This window comes from Streptomyces sp. UG1, assembly GCF_049974585.1.
In the GTDB taxonomy this organism is placed as follows: domain Bacteria; phylum Actinomycetota; class Actinomycetes; order Streptomycetales; family Streptomycetaceae; genus Streptomyces.
On the sequence record NZ_JBNGGG010000045.1, the window covers coordinates 98,878 to 113,591 of the forward strand.

Consider the following 14,714-nt stretch of genomic DNA (forward strand, 5'->3'; position numbering starts at 1 on the left):
GCGAGGAAGCCGGTTACTTGGGGTCACGGTTGAAGACCGACTTGGCCCAGAAGTAGCCGAGCGCGGTGAGGGCGAGGCACCAGGCCACCGCGAGCCATCCGTTGTGGCCGATCTCGGTGCCGAGCAGCAGTCCGCGCACGGTTTCGATGGCGGGCGTGAAGGGCTGGTATTCGGCGATGGGCTGGAACCAGCCGGGCATGGCGTCGACGGGGACGAAGGTGCTGGAGATGAGCGGCAGGAAGATCAGCGGCAGGGCGTTGTTGCTGGCCGCTTCGGCGTTCGGGCTGGCCAGGCCCATGCCGACCGCGATCCAGGTGAGCGCCAGGGCGAACAGCACGAGCAGTCCGAACGCCGCGATCCACTCCAGAGCCGTGGCATCGGTGGAGCGGAAGCCGATGGCCACGCCGACGGCGCCGACCAGAACCACACTGATGACCGCCTGCAGCACGCTGCCGGTGACGTGTCCGACGAGCACGGAGCCGCGGTGGATGGCCATGGTGCGGAAGCGGGCGATGATGCCCTCGGTCATGTCGTTGGAGACGGACACCGCGGTGCCGATCGTGGTGCTGCCGATGGTCATCAGCAACAGGCCCGGCACGAGGAACGCGATGTACTCGGAGCGGTCCGGGGCGCCGCCGATGCCGGCGCTCATGGTGTCGCCGAAGATGTAGACGAACAAGAGCAGCAGCATGATCGGTGTGAGCAGCAGGTTCAGCGTGAGGGACGGATAGCGCCGGGCGTGCAGGAGGTTGCGGCGCAGCATCGTGGAGGAGTCACGCAGGGCGAGGGCGAGGTTGCTCATCGGGCGGTCTCCTTGGGCTGGTCGGGGATGACGGCGCCGCCGGTCAGGGCGAAGAAGACGTCGTCGAGGTCGGGGGTGTGCGCGGTCAGCTCGTCGGCCTCGATGCCGGCCGAGTCCAGTTGGTCGAGGACGGAGCGCAGCGCGCGCTGGCTGCCGTCGCTGGGCAGTTGCAGGGCGAGGGATTCGTCGTCCCGGGCGCCGTCGCCCAGCGCGGCGGCGGCGCTCCGGTAGGCGGCCGGGTCGGTGAAGCGGAGCCGTACGTGTCCGCCGGGGACGATCCGCTTCAGCTCCTCGGCGGTACCTTCGGCGGCGATCTTGCCGTTGTTGAGCACGGCGATACGGTCGGCGAGCTGATCGGCCTCCTCCAGGTACTGGGTGGTGAGGAAGACGGTGACGCCGCCCGTGACGAGTTCGCGAATGATCTGCCACATGGTGTGGCGGGAGCGGGGGTCGAGGCCGGTGGTGGGTTCGTCGAGGAAGATGATCCGCGGGTCGCCGACCAGGGTCATGGCGATGTCCAGGCGGCGCTTCATGCCGCCGGAGTAGGTGGAGGCGGGCTTCTTCGCGGCCTCGGTGAGGTCGAAGCGCTCCAGCAGTTCGGCGGTGACCTGCCGCCCCTCACGCTGGGAGAGGTGGTGCAGGTCCGCCATGAGGAGCATGTTCTCCTCGCCGGTGATCAGCCCGTCGACGGCGGAGAACTGCCCGGTGACACCGATCGAGGCGCGCACCGCCTGAGGGTCGGCGGCCAGGTCGTGGCCGCCGATGTGGATGGCGCCGGTGCCCGGGTCGGCGGAGATGAGCGTGGAGAGGATCTTGACGGCGGTCGTCTTGCCGGCGCCGTTCGGGCCGAGCAGGGAGAAGATCGTGCCTGCCGGGACGGCCAGGTCGACACCGTCCAGGACGGTCTTGGCGCCGTAGGACTTGCGCAGCCCGTTCGCCGCGATGGCCAGGTTGCTCATGAAGGGGTGCTCCTTCTCTACAGGCTGTGGGCGGTGATGTCGCCGTGGTGGGTGGTGGCGTGGATGGTGAGGGCGGCGGTGGGGCCGTGGGTGTTGTTGAGGGTGTTGTGGATGCGGCCGTATCCGGTGTGGGCGTTGAGGGTGGCGGAGACTGCGCGGGCGGCGCCGGCGCTGATGTGGCCGTGCTGGGTGTGCAGGGTGAGGGTGCCGGTGGTGGCTTCGGTGATGCGGATGTCGCCGCGCTGGGTGGTGAGCTGGGCGGGGCCGGTCAGGCGGCCGATGGTGATGTCGCCGTCGCGGGTGGTGAGGCGGGCGGTGGCGGTCTCGTCGAGCCTGACCGGTCCCTGGGCGGTCTCGAGGGTGACGTCGCCGAGGCGTCCGACGCCGCGCAGTCCGCCGGCGGCCTGCTTGCCCTCGATGCGGGAGCCGGCGGGGAGCTGGACGGTGATCTCGACGGTTCCGCAGGGGCCGGCGTACCGGTTGTTCGCCGGGGCCGTGATGCGCAGGACACCGTCGGCGTAGCCGGTCTCGATCTGTCCGGCGGCCTTCACGTCGCGGCTCCTGGCGGGGTCGGCGGGCAGGATCTCGACGGTGGTGTCGGGGCGGTCGGCGGCGATGAGCCGGATGTGTCCGGCGGGGACGTCGAGGACGGTGGTGATCGGGGCGGGGGTGTCGAACGTCCGCGTCGGGTACTGCGTCGTCGGCATCGTGTGCTCCTCCGGCTCACTGCTGGCTGTTTCCGATGACAGAAACGCTACGTTGCATTCAAGGATCCAGCAACAAGCCCGTTGCGCATAACAGACATCGATGCAGGCGAGAGCCCGGTAATCGTTGCAATGGTTCAAATTCTAATGCAACCGCACCCGGCATGTTCGTTGCAATGAGTTGGGGGTGAACGCTATAGTGGCCACACCACGGAGCACGCATGCAGACCACGGAAGGAGGCCGTGATGCCGGGAGGCAGACTCACCCAGCAGGAACGCCAGCAGATCGCGCTGGGACTGGCCGACGGCCTCGCCTACGCGGAGATCGCCAGACGCCTCGACCGTCCGACCTCGACCATCACCCGCGAGGTGATGCGCAACGGCGGCCCCACCGCCTACCGCGCCGACCTCGCCCACCGCGCCACCGAACGCCGCGCGCACCGGCGCAGGCAGGCCGCGTCCCGCAGACCACAGGTGCCCGAGCAGGCCCACGGGCGCGACGCCGAGGCCGTACGCGAGTACGAGGAGACGCTCACCACCGTCTTCATGCAGACGGGCACACCCAAGATGATGGCCCGGGTGATGGCCTGCCTGTGCATCAGCGACACGGGCAGCCTCACCGCCTCCGGACTCGTCCAGCGCCTCCAGGTCAGCCCGGCGTCCATCTCCAAAGCCGTCGCGTTCCTCGAAAGCCAGGGCCTCGTGCGCAGGGAACGCGACGAACACCGCCGCGAGCGCTACATCGTCGACGACGACGTCTGGTACCAGTCCATGATGGCCAGCGCCCGCGGCATCGCCCAGATCGCCGAGACCGCACGACAAGGCGTCAACGTCCTCGGCTCCCGCACCCCCGCCGCCGCCCGCCTCGAGAACATCGCCCGCTTCCTCGACTTCATCTCCGAGAGCACCGCCCGCGCCGCGGACCAGGCCCGCGAAGTCCTCCACACAAAACCCGAAACGCCCCCGGACACCACTGCCTGAGGGCCGGCCGGCCCTGGGGCCACGACACGCTCGTACGGTGCCGGCCGGAACCGGCCCGGCGGACCCCGCCGCATCCGGGCCGGCGTCAGCGCCCCCGATGCCGCCCGCGTCAACGCGGGTCGCTGGTCATGGCGGGCCTGGCCAAGGGCCGGTCCCGGTCTGCCATGGAAAAGAAGGAGTGAGAACCGGCAGGACGGTGTTCAGTCCTGCCGGCCACCGGTGGCCGGTTCCCTCATCCCGCGGCCACCGGTGGCCGGATCCTTCGCGGGTGCCGAGGCCCGGTACCCGGCCTCGGCACCCGGCGGCACCAGAATCGCCCAGCATCAGGTCCCACAACGCGCCGATCCGCCCGGACAGTTCGTCGTACGTCATGCCACCGCGCGAGAGCACCTCGATGCCGCACAGCGCGGCGTCGACCAGCCTCTCGGCGCCCTCGTCGGCGGCCTGCCGCCGCAACTCCCCCGCGGCACGCGCCCGGCGCAGCAGCTGCCGGCCGGCCGCGATGCACCTCTGGTGGAAGCCGGGCCCCGCCGCGGACTTACTCCCGGCCCGCTCGCCGGTGATCCGGAACGCGGCCCGCAGTATCGGATCCTCCTGGAGGGTCCACGCCAGCCAGTGGGTGAAGTCGACGAGTGCCTGCAGCGGTGTGCGCCGCCCCGTCGGCCGCCGCCCGCAGGACCTCGCGCACCAGGGCGTGGCCGCGCTGCGACAGGCGCTTCGGCGAGGTCCTCCTTGGAGGCGAGGTGGAAGTACAGTGCCCCCTTGGTCACCCCGGCCGCGCGGGCGATGCCGACCAGGGTGGCGTTCGCGTATCCCTTGAGGTCGAACAGTTCCGCCCCGGCGCGCATCAGCCGGTGGCGGGTCTTCTCGGAACGTTCCTGCACCGGTGGTCCCGGACGGCCGCGCACCGGTTCACACCTGCGCCATACTGCCCTGCCCGTTCCGGCGGGGGGCATCTGGGCCGCTGCGGGCCTGTGGTGGTCCATGGACAGCGGGGTCTCGGGCACGGCCATCCGGATCGACTGCTGCAGCCGGCGCAGCCGTGCCGAGGGCTCCAGGCCGAGGCCCCCACGAGGGTGCCGCGCAGCCGGTGGTAGACCTCGAGCGCCTCACCGCGCCGGCCCGAGCGGTGCAGGGCCGGCATGAACTGGGCGTGCAGGTTCTCGTGGGTGCGGTAACGGCTGGTCAGCACGGTGAGTTCGGCGAGCAGTTCCCGGTGCCGGCCGAGCCGCAGGTCGGCCTCGACGCGCTGGTCGAGGGCGCACAGCCGGCTCTCGTCCAGCCGTCTGGCCTCCCTCTGCAGCCGTGTACCCGTCTGGATGCCGGCGAAGGCGGCGCCGCTGAACAGGCTGAGCGCCTCGCGCAGTTTGCGGGCGGCGCCGGGAAAGTCCCCCTGCGTCCATGGCCCGGTGGCCGGCGCCCGCGAGCCGCTCGAACTCGCGTACGTCACTGGTGCCGCCCCTGGTGACGAGCAGATAGCCGCCGGGTGTGGTCACCAGCACGTCCTTGGCGCTGCGCGGCGGTTTGTCCGCCCACAGCTCCTCGATCAGTCCGGAGACCGGCACCACCTGGCCGGCACAGAGCGCCAGAAGGGCGAGGACCTGCCGAGGCTTCGGTGCGGTGGGGGTGATCGAGACCCCGTTCTCTCTGACGTCCCGTGCACCCAGCAGAAAACAGCAAGAGCGGTTTGCCAATATCAAACCGTGCACGCTGTTTTATCTGATCCGCCCAGACCGACCCTCGAGCGCAGACGGGCCCATCTGAACAGGAAAAACAGCGTGATCTCCCGTGCGAGCGCCGCGACTGGGCGAGTCACTTCGAAGACGGAACCGGGGAGAACGGAACCGGGGAGATCCGACTCCGGATCGAGCAGCACAGGATCACTTAACAGACCGCTACCGCTGTTTATTCGGCCGGATCTGTGCGCGTCCCGCCGGACACCAGCCCACCGAGGACATCGGCCGACGCCAGCCGCGGCAGCAGCAGGTCCCAGAACTGCACCAGCGTGGCCGCGGACATCCATGTGCGGTCGTCCGCACCGAGCTGCTTGAAGCCGACCGTCGCCGCCACGACGGCAACCGAGGCATCGGCCGCGGACACGCCCTCGGCGAGCACGCCCTCGCGCTCCGCCTCCCTGAGCACTTCCTCGACCCAGGCCTGCCACCGTCCGCGCAGGTCCACGGCGCCGTCCCGGCGCCGCGAGCCGTTGCCCAGCTCAAAACCGGCCCGGACCACGACGTCCTGGTCCAGCCGTCTCATCAGGGCGTGAGTGGCGTCGATGATCCGCTGCAGCGGATCCGGCCCGCCGGGCCGGCCCGGCCCGGCGATGGTGCGGACGACGGCGGCCGCCTCGTCCGCGACGGCACGGGCCAGGGCCTGCTTGTTCTCGAAGTGGAAGTGCAGCGCGCCGTTGCTCACCCCGGCCTTCTTGCTGATGGAGGTGAGGGACGCCAGGACGAAACCGTCTTGTGCGAACACCTCGGCGGCTGCCCGGACCAGGGCCTGCCGCGTGCGCGCGGCACGCTCCTGCTTCACCATGACGGTTCTCCTGACTGGGGCCGGCCGGCGGGCGCCATCGGCCGGCCCTCGGGGTCGTGCCCGATCCGGGGACTTACTGCGGGGGACTGCCGTGTGTGCGGGAGGGGACGAGGCCGGTCAGGCCGCGCTCCGCCGCGTAAGTACGGGTGCATGAGCTCGGATTTGTACTCCCTGGGCGGGACTGATGAGGTCCGGCCCCGGGCCACGCAAGCAAGGTTAACAAACCGCTCGTGCGGTTTAACGTTCAGGCTGCGAGCTTTTGAAGATCTGCATCACTGCCGGCCGCACGGCGCCTTGTCAGACGCCCGGCCCGCCCGCGAAAGCACGGGACTCCGCAGCCCAACGGGCTGCGGAGTCGCCCAATTCCGGACTGAGAGCGTCACCTCAGCAGTACGGGCACCTCTCGGTAGCCGTTGACGATGAACGACCCCTGCGGCTCCAGCTCCTCGGCCGGGCACGCCAACACCATGTCCGGGAAACGCTCGAACAGCGCCGCCAGGGCGACGGATGCCTCCAGCACGGCCAGCGGCGCTCCCAGACAGCGGTGGACGCCGTACCCGAATCCCAGGCTCTCTCGGCGATCCGTACGCAGGACGTCGAACACGGCGGCCTCATCCCCGTACTGTGCCGGATCGAGCCCGGCAGCGGAGAAGTTCACGAGGATGGGTTCGCCCTTGCCGATCACCACGCCGTCCACATCGATCTCCTCCACCGCGTAGCGCAGGGGCGAGAACGCCACAGGATTGCGCGACCGGACGGTCTCTGCGACCACGTCGTCCCAGCCGGCCCGGCCGCAGCGCACATGGCCGAGCTGGTCAGGGGCGGACAGCAGCGCCACCACGGCGTTCTCGATGATCATGCTGGTCGTTTCCAGCCCTGCCACGATCATGAGGTTCAGGGTTCCCACCAGCTCTTGCTCGGTGAGCCCTTCGCCGTGATCCCTGACCTCGATCAACGCGGAGGTCAGGTCATCGCCCGGCTGTGACCGCTTGACGGCCACCAGTTGACCCAGCAGGTCGAAGACCGTCAGCTGCGAGGCGGTCGTCTCCTGAGGCGTCGCCACGGTGCTGACCGTCGTGCTCAGCTCCTCGCACAGGATCTCCCTCATGTCCTTGGGCACCCCGAACAGCTCGCAGATGACACCCATGGGCAGCAGCCGGGAGAACCCGCCGTGCAGATCGACCGGGACGCCGGCGGGTGCACCCGCCATGGCGTCGAGCAACTCGGTGACGACCGCCTCCACCCGGGGCCGCAGCGCCTTCACGCGCCGCATCGTGAAGGCGCCGGCCACCAGCCGGCGCAACCTGGCATGCCGTGCGCCGTCGGCAAAGAACATGTTCTGCGCCGAGACCCAGTAATACAGCGGCCAGTCCTCGGTGATCCGGCCCTCGGTGAACGCCGGCCAGTGCCGGGCGTCCCTGGACACCCTCGGGTCCGCGACCAGCTGCTTGACATAACGGTGGGCGGTGGCGGCCCAGGCCACGACCCCGCCCGGCAGTTCGACCTGCGTCACCGGCCCCTGAGCACGCAGCGCGGCAGCCTGACCGGCATGATCACGCCCCAGTACGTCCAGGGCGTACGGGCATACAGATCTCTCCATGGTGCACTCCCCCTGTAGTTGGCTCTCGTGTCGCACGTTCCAACTGGTGCGCCCGGATCAGACTGCGGCCCGCCGCCTCCGGCAGTTCACTGACGCATGCTCAGAGGACCGAGCCGGTCAGCCCGCCTGGGCCGCTGCGACGTCCCGGTCCTGTTTCGTGGCTTCCTCATACACGCGCGCTGCTCTCTCCGGCGCGATCTCCAGACGTACCAGCACCGACGGGACCGCGATGGCCGCCATCAGGTGCCGGTAGAGATCCGCCGTGCGTTCCGTGATGTCCGTGTGCTGCGTCAGCAGGCTTGAGAGGAGCTGCACCCCGGTGAAAGCGCCGACGAACAGCTTGGCGACAGCGGCCGCGTCGACGTGGGGAAGGACCTCTCCCCGTACCTTCGCCTCCTCGAAGACGGCCGCGCTGAAGTCGACCCACTCCTGGATCGGCACACTTCGGTCGAGGCCGTCCCTTGGGACACCCTGCTCCACGGTGAGCCGGATACTGCCCCGCACCACCGGGTCGCGCATCTTCCCGACCAGGTACGAAAGCAGCAGAGCCCGGTCCACGGCCTCCTGCAGCAGCAGCTCCTGTTGCGGAATGGCCGGCACGAAGGAGACCTGCTTCGCGAGCACTTCCTGGGCGAGCTCCTCCTTCGAGGCGAAGTGGAAGTACAGGGCTCCCTTCGTCACCCCGGACCTGTTCAAGATCTCGGAGATGGTCGCGGCTTCGTACCCGACCTCGTCGAACACCTTGGCGGCGGCGACAACGATCGCCTGCCGGGTTCTGATGGCTCGATCCTGCCGCGCCACACCGCACCTCCACACCGCTCAGCGACTTCGCTCCATCTGCCGGCCCGGAAAAGAAACCGACAGGTTCGGATTCTACTGACCCACCTCCCCCCGCGGAATGAAACCTCAACCTCGCCCAGGCGCTTCGCCGCACCCCCCGCCCGGACAATAAAACCTGCTAGCCGGTTTTTCAAGAGGGCCGGTCGCCGCGCCGCCCGCGCGGCGCCCCTTCGCCGGTCCGCCGCACCACCCGGGGCGGGGCCTGGGGCGGGCCCGGGAACCACTGGGCGCCCCAACCAGCCACCGGCCCGTTGAACAGGGGCTTCCCCATGCCGGGCGGGCGACAGGAGGGTCGCAGCAGCCGCATGCCGCATGCCGCGAGGAAGCACCGGAGCTCAACACACCCCCGCCCCCTGCCGCCCCGGAGCTGATCCGCACGCGCTCCCGCCTGGAATGGATTCGTCCGGATCGCGAAGGTCAAGCGTTCGCAAAGAGCCTTGAAAAAGAAACCGGGGGGTATGTATTTTGCAGGTCCGGCGCCTCCTCTCCCCCCACATCACACACCCCACTGTGGAGAGGGTTATGACCCTGCTGACGATGCAGACCCAGGTTTCCAGCCCCACCGGACCTGCAGAGAAGGCTCTGGCTGAAGCAACCCTCAGCGAGCTGACGCACCAACTGTTCGAAGAGCACAACCGCGGTCGTCTGCACAGAACCTGGCGCGATCTCATCGGCAAAGAGGAGTTCCGCTACCGTCCGGGGCTCTCCGCCGAGGAGCGCACGGCGCTCTCCTACGAGCGGCTGCGGATCATCAACGAGACCGTCGACAGCCCGGTGTCCCTGGCGCTCGACACGCCGCTTCTGGCGAGCCTGCACGAGTGGACGGGGATCGTGGACGGAGCTCTCGGCACTCTGGCGGGCATCCACTACAACCTGTTCCTGGGCAGTCTGCTCGACCGCGACAACGGCGAACGGCACCAGCTCGTCGAATACACCTCCATGCAGCGCACAGGAACGTTTCTGTGCACAGAGCTGGACCATGGGAACGACGTGGCGGCGCTGCAGACCACCTGCGAACTGGACCGTGCGACCGACGAGTTCGTGCTGCGCACGCCCGCGTTCGGGGCGAGCAAGTTCATGCCCAACACCAGCCTCATCGGTGGCCCCAAGAGCGCAGTGGTGGCGGCACGTCTTGTGGTCGACGGCCAGGACCGGGGCGTCTTCCTGTTCCTGGTGCCGCTGACCGACATGGCGGGCCCGCTTGCGGGCATTCGCATCCAGCGGCTGCCGCAGCGGCTCGGCAGCCCCGTCGACCACTGCCTGACCAGCTTCGACGACGTCCGCCTGCCCCGCCATGCGCTGCTGGAGGGCGAACACGGGCGTCTCACCCCGGACGCCGGCTTCAGCAGCGGCCTGGGCAACCCGCGCAAACGGTGCCTGCACTCGATCCGCCGTGTCACCCGGGGCAAGCTCTGCATGAGCGCCGCGGGTGTCGGAGTGTCCCGGGCCGCCCTGTCCATTGCCGTACACCGCTCACAGCACCGCACCATCAGCGGGCCGAGGGCGGGCACGCGCGTCCCGCTGGACGCACACCGCAGCCACCACGGCCGTCTCCTGCACGCTACCGCCCTGACGTACGCCATGACCTTCCTGCACCGGGCCGTGCTCACCCGCTGGGCCGAAGCCGGTGAAGCGGAGCGCGGCGAGGCCGAGCGCCTGGTCGCCATGGCCAAGGGGTGGATCACCTGGACAAGCCGTCAGGTCGCCCTCGAATGCCGGGAGCGCTGCGGGGCGGCCGGGCTGTTCTCCGTCAACGGCCTGGCCGAGATCACTCAGAACCTCGAGGGCACCATCACGGCCGAGGGCGACAACCTGGTGATCTGGAGCAAGGCCGCCGCGGAAATGATCTTCGGCCACTGCCCTGAGCGGACCTCCGCTCCCTTGCTGCCCCCGCACGTCCAGCCGCTGAGCGAACTGTCCTTCCTGCGCGGGGCGCTCGCCGAGGTGGAACACATCTGGCAGGCCAGGGCTCGCACGGCCCTGCGCACGGGACCGACGGGCAACCCCCTGGGCCGCTGGAACACGGCATCGACCGCAGGGCTCGAGATGGTCTCCGCGCACATCCGGCTGCAGGCCGCGGACGCCTTCCTCGCGGCGATCGAGCGCACCACGGAGCCCGGTGCCCGCTCCTTGCTCGAGGACCTGTGCCGGCTCTTCCTGCTCAAGGAACTCACCCCGCACACCGGCGACCTGCTGGCGGAGGGCCATGTGACCCCCGCTCACGTCCGGGAGCTGCCCCTGGCCGTCGACACCCTCATGGAACGGCTGGCGCCTCAGCTTCCGCTGCTGGTCGAGGCGTTCGACCTGCCGGAGGAATTCCTGGCCGGCATCCCCCTGGCGAACAGCGGGCACTCGGCCCTGCTGGAGACCCTTCTGCCGCCCGGGGCCCAACCGCCGGGCGACGCGGTGCCGCGCCTGCCCGCGCAACGGCCGGCGACGCCGGACGAGGCCTTCGACGGGACACCCGCGGCCCTGCTGCCCTGAGCCGGGCCGGACCGGAAAGACACATCACGATGCCAACAGCCCAAGCGGCGGCCGCGCAGGCGCTGACTCGTCCTGCCATCACTCCCGCGGCCCCGGACGGTGGTGGGACCTGCCGGCACAGCGCGAACCGCCGGCACGCGACGGCCACACGGCCCGAAGAACCGGCGGGTTCCGTCCCGCCCGATCCCACACAGCGACTGAAACCCTCCCGGCCCTCATCCCCAGAGCCAAGAGCGACCCGGGCGACCGTGAAGCGAACCTGCAGCCACGGCCGGGACCCGCCCCTCAGCGGGGCGGTGATGGCTGATCGGCCAGCGGACGAACCCAGCAAACTGCCATGCCCAGTCACAGCGCTCGCGTTCCTCCGCCCCCAGCGGGGGTCTTCGAGATCGGCCGTCACGCACAGATCTTCACCACGTAGCAAGAAACACCAGGTCAGATGGCCACTCCTATGGCCTTCTCACTTCAGTGCGCTGAGGATTCCCACACAATGTCACCAGGACTCCTCACCCGATGCCACCACTTCTGCGCTCCGCCCAGGAGAGATGCATGACATCCAGATGAGAACCACAGGTGACACCGAAATGAGGAGTCGCACCCTGCAGGCCACCGTGGTCGGCCAGGGGCAATGTGTTCATCTCGTTCTCGTTCATCGCCGCCTGAGTCGCTGGGCGTTTCGTGCAGCCTGCTCCGGTGGGCAACGGGCCGGCCAAGGGGCACCTAGAGCGCGCCTTCTCCTCGATCAGCACGCTGTTCGTGCAGCATGTGGCCGCCTACACGGCACCTTGCACACCGGCGAGCGCGGGAAGGACGCCGCGGGCGAGACGGTGGCGGACGCCTGGTCCAGCCGACCGGGATGTTCCCGGGGTGGATCATCTGCGGGTGGCGGGAGCGCGCACACGACGGGCTGCGGCGCCTGATGACGCCTCGTTGTGCTTTGCCGCCGGGCGAGATGGGGGCGGTGCTGCTTTTCGATCGCGGACCGGTCCTCCTCGATGGCCCGACGCGAACCGTCCGAGAACCGGTACACGGCGTCCGTGGCGATGAACGGTACGGCACGTAAGACGTCGTGGCTGCTGTTGACCCGTTCGTACTCGCCCTTGAACGCAGCGGGCTCAGATTCCAGAGCTGTCCGATCCATCCGGTCTTCACGAATCGTCCGCGGACTGGGGCCGGTTGGAGCTGCTCCGGGTGGAGCCGTATGGCGCCGCCCCGGCCAGCATCACCGCCGCGAGAGGGACGAGGTGCTGTGGCAATTGCCCCCGGCTGCAGAAACAGGCCCCGGCCCGCGAGGAGGGCCGGCGCAGTCCGGGACGCAGCAGATGTGAACCCGGCAGCCGACACCGGCGGCTGATGGAGAGGAGCAAACGGCTGCGCCTGTCCGTACCATTTGTGCACCAAGGTCCTTTGCGGCCGGTTGCGGTGTCCTGTCACATCCGTGGGCGTCAGGGCCCGAGAGCGGGCCCGGGTCTGCAGGCGCTCTTGAGGTCTGCGCCGTGGCCGCACACCGAGGAAAGGTCAGCACCATGCCCGAAAGCGCCACGCCCGCCACTGAGCTGGCAGCGCAGTACATCGCCCAGGTGGCCGGTGATCTCGAACGCAACATCACGGAGCAGGAACGTATCGGTGCGGAAATCGCCTCCCTGCAGGAGCAGTTGACCGCCCTACGGCGTGATCACGCGGTGCTGGTGAACATGCAGCAGGCCCTCGGCATCACCGAAGCACCGGCTGCGCCTGAGGTCATGCCCGAGACCGCCGCCACGGTGCCCGCTCCCCGGCGCACACCCGGCACCAGGCCGGGCGGGAAGCGGACAGCGGGCAGGACCACTGCCCGCAGGCCCGCGGCCAAGGCCGCAAGCGCCGCGCCGGCGGCCCGGCCGACCCTGGTGGAACTCATCCGCCGCCACCTCACCGAGCAGAGCGAGCCGCGTTCGGCGGCGGAAACCGCCACCGCACTCGGCCAGGCCCACCCCGAGCGCGGCATCAAGACCAAGGTCGTACGCGTCACCCTCGAAGGACTGGTGGCCAAGGGCCAGGCCCTGCGGACCAAGCAGGGTGCCTCGGTCTTCTACACCGCCCCCGACGTGCCCGAGCCGGCAACCGCATCCCCGGCCGGCCCGCAGCCCCAGAGCGCCGGCCGCTGAAGGCACGAGCCCATTCAAGGTGCGGCGGCAGGCCGGCGCCCTGGCCGGTCCGTGCGCCCCGCCGGCGCGGGCGCGGTCACGTCAGGGGGCGAAGGGGTGTTCATCCGGACCGCCCGATCCGCCAGGTGTAGCGCCTGGTGAGTCTTGCCGGCACTACCCCACCGCGCCCACCCCCGTGCGGCACGGAGCGCCCCGGGAGCGCGCGGCCGGGCGCGTTCTGGGGCCCGCCCGCCTCGCATCGCGCCGCTTCGCCCCCGAGCGTCAGCGCCGCACACCCGGCAGCGGCCCGGCCGCACATCCAGACCAGCCGCTTCCCGTCGCCGGGGATGTGCCCCCGGGTCCGCGATCCACGGCGCTGCGTCCATGGCAACCCGTGACCGGGGCACGGTCGATCCGCCCACGCCCGTGCGGCACCGGCAAGGCCCGTGGCGTGAGATTCTGCGGAGCCCCCCGGTGTCCACGCCGGACACAACTGCCCCGGTCCCCCCCGGGGGGTGCCACCGGGGCAGTTGTGTCCGTCCGGGCTGCCGGCGGCCCGGTCCCCCGCACGCACGCGGGGCTGAAGCCCCTCACGGCATCCGCCGCGGCCTGCTGTGGCGTCCCGGCCGCCGGTCCGGATGCGGAGCATACGGCCGCGCGGCAAGCCGCACGCCTGTCAGGGCTTTCGGGCCACACCTCCCAGGGCGATCACCTCTCCGGCAGAGCGGCCGGGTTCGGGGCGCCACTCGTTCAGGGGCACGACGCCGGGCTCCAGCAGTTCCAGGCCGTCGAAGAAACCGGCGAGCTGTCCGGGACTGCGCAAGTGGTAAGGGGCCGCCCCGCTTTCGTTGTAAAGGCGGGTGGCCTCCACGTTGGCCTGGTTGGTGTCGACACTGTCGTTGAACGCGAAGTAGCTGCCGCACGGCAGGGCCCCCAGCAGCGTGCCGATGATCGAACGTACCTGCCCGTCGTCGGCAATGTGCCCGCTGACCTGCATCATCGTAAGCGCGACCGGCTGAGTGAAGTCCAGCGTCCGGGCCGCTTCGCGCAGGATGGTCCGCGGGTCGTGCACATCGGCGTCGACGTAGTCGGTGACCCCCTCGGGCGTGCTGGTCAGCAACGCGTGGGCGTGGGCCAGGACCAGAGGGTCGTCGTCGATATAGACGATGCGGGCCCCGGGATTGATCCGCTGCGCGATCTCATGGGTGCTGTCGGCCGTCGGCAGGCCGGTGCCGATGTCGAGGAACTGGCCTATCTGGGCCTCCTTGGCCAGGTAGCCCACGGCGCGGCCCAGGAAGGCCCGCGAGTCACGGGCAAGATCGGTGATGCCGGGAAAGACCCGGCGGAACGCATCACCCGCCTCCCCATCGACCGGGTAATTGTCCTTACCGCCGAGCCAGTAATCCCAGATCCGGGCCGAGTGCGGCACCGTGGAATCGACCCTCGAAAACGCCGCGCCGTCGGCCGCGGACGAGTCCTGCGACACGAGCATCCCCTCCTCACAACACATCACTGTCCACCTTCACCAGCACACCGCAGAACCACCCACCCGCATGCGCCGAACAACTCCACACCCCCGCCCCGGCCAGCAGCGTGCCAGGCACGGCCCCACCCCGCGGAGCAATGCTCAAGACCTGTGGATCAGACCCGGCAGGACATGCCTCCCCGGAGGATTGATCGATG

At 69.8% G+C, this 14,714-nt stretch carries 11 protein-coding genes and 1 pseudogene; 3 read left to right on the forward strand and 9 right to left on the reverse strand.

From position 1 onward, the window contains the following. Positions 1-13: 13 nt before the first annotated feature. The 3 genes from ACP4J3_RS39790 to ACP4J3_RS39800 are packed head-to-tail and all read right to left on the reverse strand — an operon-like array spanning position 14 to position 2,468. Positions 14-802, reverse strand: a complete 789-nt coding sequence (locus ACP4J3_RS39790) for an ABC transporter permease (protein WP_426541226.1) — start codon at positions 800-802, stop codon at positions 14-16. Further along, on the reverse strand, positions 799-1,761 hold the full coding sequence (locus ACP4J3_RS39795; protein WP_426541227.1) for an ATP-binding cassette domain-containing protein: 963 nt from the start codon (positions 1,759-1,761) through the stop codon (positions 799-801). Before ACP4J3_RS39795 ends, ACP4J3_RS39790 begins: the two co-directional genes overlap by 4 nt. A 17-nt stretch (positions 1,762-1,778) precedes the next feature. Then, entirely contained in the window at positions 1,779-2,468 is a 690-nt protein-coding gene (locus ACP4J3_RS39800; RefSeq protein WP_426541228.1) for a DUF4097 family beta strand repeat-containing protein, read from the reverse strand. A 243-nt stretch (positions 2,469-2,711) separates the two neighbouring features. On the opposite strand from ACP4J3_RS39800, the gene ACP4J3_RS39805 reads away from it, so the two are divergent. Next, positions 2,712-3,446, forward strand: a complete 735-nt coding sequence (locus ACP4J3_RS39805; protein WP_426541229.1) for a helix-turn-helix domain-containing protein — start codon at positions 2,712-2,714, stop codon at positions 3,444-3,446. Between the two features lie 368 nt (positions 3,447-3,814). On the opposite strand, the gene ACP4J3_RS39810 is transcribed toward ACP4J3_RS39805, so the two are convergent. The 5 genes and pseudogenes from ACP4J3_RS39810 to ACP4J3_RS39830 all read right to left on the reverse strand — a co-directional run bounded on the left by ACP4J3_RS39810 (position 3,815) and on the right by ACP4J3_RS39830 (position 8,385). Further along, the gene (locus tag ACP4J3_RS39810; protein WP_426541238.1) at positions 3,815-4,432 is read right to left on the reverse strand and encodes a TetR family transcriptional regulator; all 618 of its coding nucleotides are present in this window, start codon (positions 4,430-4,432) and stop codon (positions 3,815-3,817) included. Further along, positions 4,406-5,116, reverse strand: a pseudogene (locus tag ACP4J3_RS39815) (AfsR/SARP family transcriptional regulator); the annotation flags it as partial. The gene ACP4J3_RS39810 and the pseudogene ACP4J3_RS39815, both read right to left, overlap by 27 nt. A 235-nt stretch (positions 5,117-5,351) precedes the next feature. Further along, positions 5,352-5,984: a ScbR family autoregulator-binding transcription factor gene (locus ACP4J3_RS39820; protein WP_426541230.1), complete on the reverse strand. Its 633-nt coding sequence runs from the start codon at positions 5,982-5,984 to the stop codon at positions 5,352-5,354. A gap of 379 nt (positions 5,985-6,363) precedes the next feature. Then, positions 6,364-7,584, reverse strand: a complete 1,221-nt coding sequence (locus ACP4J3_RS39825) for a cytochrome P450 family protein (RefSeq protein WP_426541231.1) — start codon at positions 7,582-7,584, stop codon at positions 6,364-6,366. A gap of 117 nt (positions 7,585-7,701) precedes the next feature. After that, the gene (locus ACP4J3_RS39830; RefSeq protein ID WP_426541232.1) at positions 7,702-8,385 is read right to left on the reverse strand and encodes a ScbR family autoregulator-binding transcription factor; all 684 of its coding nucleotides are present in this window, start codon (positions 8,383-8,385) and stop codon (positions 7,702-7,704) included. A 561-nt stretch (positions 8,386-8,946) separates the two neighbouring features. On the opposite strand from ACP4J3_RS39830, the gene ACP4J3_RS39835 reads away from it, so the two are divergent. Together ACP4J3_RS39835 and ACP4J3_RS39840 are read left to right on the forward strand one after the other, a co-directional pair. Then, positions 8,947-10,908, forward strand: a complete 1,962-nt coding sequence (locus ACP4J3_RS39835; protein WP_426541233.1) for an acyl-CoA dehydrogenase — start codon at positions 8,947-8,949, stop codon at positions 10,906-10,908. Between the two features lie 1,526 nt (positions 10,909-12,434). Further along, complete coding sequence (locus ACP4J3_RS39840; protein WP_426541234.1) at positions 12,435-13,052, forward strand: hypothetical protein; 618 nt, start codon at positions 12,435-12,437, stop codon at positions 13,050-13,052. A 655-nt stretch (positions 13,053-13,707) separates the two neighbouring features. On the opposite strand, the gene ACP4J3_RS39845 is transcribed toward ACP4J3_RS39840, so the two are convergent. Beyond that, positions 13,708-14,517 (reverse strand): SAM-dependent methyltransferase, encoded by an 810-nt coding sequence (locus tag ACP4J3_RS39845; protein ID WP_426541239.1) that lies wholly within the window; start codon positions 14,515-14,517, stop codon positions 13,708-13,710. Positions 14,518-14,714: the final 197 nt, after the last annotated feature.

Bases quoted from the DNA above. Each gene is read 5' to 3' on its own strand.
- ACP4J3_RS39820 (WP_426541230.1), bottom strand. From the start codon at position 5,984: ATGGTGAAGCAGGAGCGTGCCGCGCGCACGCGGCAGGCCCTGGTCCGG.
- ACP4J3_RS39805 (WP_426541229.1), top strand. From the start codon at position 2,712: ATGCCGGGAGGCAGACTCACCCAGCAGGAACGCCAGCAGATCGCGCTG.
- ACP4J3_RS39790 (WP_426541226.1), bottom strand. From the start codon at position 802: ATGAGCAACCTCGCCCTCGCCCTGCGTGACTCCTCCACGATGCTGCGC.
- ACP4J3_RS39800 (WP_426541228.1), bottom strand. From the start codon at position 2,468: ATGCCGACGACGCAGTACCCGACGCGGACGTTCGACACCCCCGCCCCG.
- ACP4J3_RS39810 (WP_426541238.1), bottom strand. From the start codon at position 4,432: ATGGACCACCACAGGCCCGCAGCGGCCCAGATGCCCCCCGCCGGAACG.
- ACP4J3_RS39840 (WP_426541234.1), top strand. From the start codon at position 12,435: ATGCCCGAAAGCGCCACGCCCGCCACTGAGCTGGCAGCGCAGTACATC.
- ACP4J3_RS39795 (WP_426541227.1), bottom strand. From the start codon at position 1,761: ATGAGCAACCTGGCCATCGCGGCGAACGGGCTGCGCAAGTCCTACGGC.
- ACP4J3_RS39825 (WP_426541231.1), bottom strand. From the start codon at position 7,584: ATGGAGAGATCTGTATGCCCGTACGCCCTGGACGTACTGGGGCGTGAT.
- ACP4J3_RS39835 (WP_426541233.1), top strand. From the start codon at position 8,947: ATGACCCTGCTGACGATGCAGACCCAGGTTTCCAGCCCCACCGGACCT.